The 2,045-nt window shown below is 63.7% G+C and carries 2 protein-coding genes and 1 pseudogene; 2 read left to right on the forward strand and 1 reads right to left on the reverse strand.

Annotated elements, in window-relative coordinates; genetic code table 11:
- Positions 1–735 (reverse strand): annotated as a pseudogene (locus AHiyo1_RS12955) (phosphatase PAP2 family protein); the annotation flags it as partial.
- A gap of 37 nt (positions 736–772) precedes the next feature.
- On the opposite strand from AHiyo1_RS12955, the gene AHiyo1_RS12960 reads away from it, so the two are divergent.
- Together AHiyo1_RS12960 and AHiyo1_RS12965 are read left to right on the forward strand one after the other, a co-directional pair.
- Positions 773–1,480: a phosphatase PAP2 family protein gene (locus tag AHiyo1_RS12960; protein WP_059388841.1), complete on the forward strand. Its 708-nt coding sequence runs from the start codon at positions 773–775 to the stop codon at positions 1,478–1,480.
- Between the two features lie 105 nt (positions 1,481–1,585).
- Positions 1,586–2,045: biotin/lipoyl-binding protein (locus AHiyo1_RS12965; protein WP_216363196.1), on the forward strand; the 460-nt coding region annotated here is incomplete at its 3' end.

Consider the following 2,045-nt stretch of genomic DNA (forward strand, 5'->3'; position numbering starts at 1 on the left):
CAGCCACGTCATCGCCATCGGAAATCAGGTTTATATACGCCTTGGGGAATATTTCTCGGAGCTGGGTTTCTGTGTCCGGCGAGTAGGAACCGCCGAGGGCGTTGACCGCAATACTTAGCCCCTCGCCGTCGCGACTGCAGGCGCGACGGCCGGTGAACGGTCCGTGTCCGGAACCGGAGGCCGGGCCGGCCACCACTTTCGCGTCAGGAGGGCCGCTCCGGCGCCGATCGCGGAGCCCAGCACGACGTCGGAAGGCCAGTGGGCGCCCGTATGGACCCGGGAATACGCCACACCCGCCGCAACAGGAGCCAAAACTGCACCAAGGCGGGGATCCACCAGCGCGACGCCAAGAGTGAATGCCGCCGCAGACGCGGAATGGCCCGAAGGCATCGACGAGCTTGTGGGCTGCGGGTTCACAAAACGGAAGACCGGAAGGTGCTCGGGCAACGGCCGCGTCCGTGGAAGAAGCGTCTTGAAACCCAGATTGGTGACGGCGGATGCCACCCCAAGGGCCAGGAGTCCATGGATCGCGGCCTGGCGGGGCTTACCTGGAATTGCCGCACAGACGCCAGCTACGGCAAACCAGAGCTTGCCCTTGGTAGCGGCCTCCGAGAGGTTTTTCCAGACAGCATCGTGCCGGCCCTCCGGCCACCGGGAAACCGCCCGGACAATGGCGCGATCGAGCCGCGCCACGTTTCTCACGTCCCAATGGCCCCATCGCAGCTTGCTTCCCATCCCACCAGACTATCGGCGGGCTGGTTAGGATGTGGAGATGGTGAGGGTCATTCTCCCCCGCAAGCTCGATCAGGGACGCACCATTGTCATCTCGACCGTGCTGCTCGCAATTGCCGCGGTCCTTGGCGGCATTCTGCTTGCGGGGGATCGAAACCCGCCTTTCCAGGGCGTGGACGACGCATGGCAAGCATTCATGGCGACCCTCCACGCACCGTTCTGGGATAGCCTGAACATCGCCCTCAACTGGACCGGCTACACGGGAATGCTGGTCTTCCACATTCTGCTCGCCTTGGCGTTGTTGATCCGGAGGAGACCCCGGTCGGCCGTATTCTCCGCCATGGCAGGACTCAGCGTGATGTTGCTGACCCAGTTGCTCAAGTTGGTCATTCACAGGCCGCGTCCCCTCAATGCGCATGTGGCTACGGACACCTATTCATACCCATCGGGGCACGTATCCGCTACCACGGCATTCGTTCTGGTGATAGCGCTCCTCATCGGCCGCGCCTGGACGTGGCTGCTCGCGATCGGCGGAATGCTGGCCATGATGATCAGCCGGATCTATTTGGCTGCCCATTGGTTCACGGATGTGGTGGGTGGCGCTTGCTTGGCGTCCGCCGTCGTGCTTCTCTGGTGGCTGGCCTGTCAGAAAATATGCATTGTGGAGAATATAGACGCACGGCGCGCCCTGGAGTGGAGATCGAGGGTCGCGCGCCGCAAGCGGCACGTCGAGCGGAGCGTCACGTAGGGTAAACCATCAGGTAGCACTCGGTCTTCTCCAAGAGAGCAACAATAGTCTTCGGGCATGCTCTCAAAACCTCAACTCATCAACGGCGGCATCGGGGTGGCCGTCGTGGGCATTGCCGCCGGTGCCTTCTTCGTGCTGAACGGTGTGCCGCAAACGGCCGCCGATACCACCGCCCGCACCGTCGCGGTCAGCTCAGCGGACCTCGCCGCGGTTTCCACGGCCAGCGGAAACGTCTCGCCCGCAAGCACCACCGTCATCAATGCGCAGAACTGCACCGGGCCTATCGCCACTGTCTCTGCGGTGACCGGTCAGCAGGTCACGGCCGGGCAGGTGCTGGTCACCATTGATCCGACGAACGCCCAGAACGCGCTGGCCGTTGCCCAGGCGCAACTGGATTCCGCCGCGGCGCAGGCAAACCAACAACAGGCCTCAGCCAGCAACCAGGTGGCTTCGGCAAGCCAGAGCCTCACGAACGCCCAGCAAACGGCCAACCTGGACGCGAGCCAGCAGGCCAGTGCCGTGGCCGCCGCGCAGACGGCCGTGAACAATGACAATGCGACTGTCG

This window comes from Arthrobacter sp. Hiyo1 (assembly GCF_001263615.2).
In the GTDB taxonomy this organism is placed as follows: domain Bacteria; phylum Actinomycetota; class Actinomycetes; order Actinomycetales; family Micrococcaceae; genus Arthrobacter.

Excerpts from the sequence above, each read along its gene's own strand:
- AHiyo1_RS12960 (WP_059388841.1), top strand. The coding sequence starts at position 773 with ATGGTGAGGGTCATTCTCCCCCGCAAGCTCGATCAGGGACGCACCATT.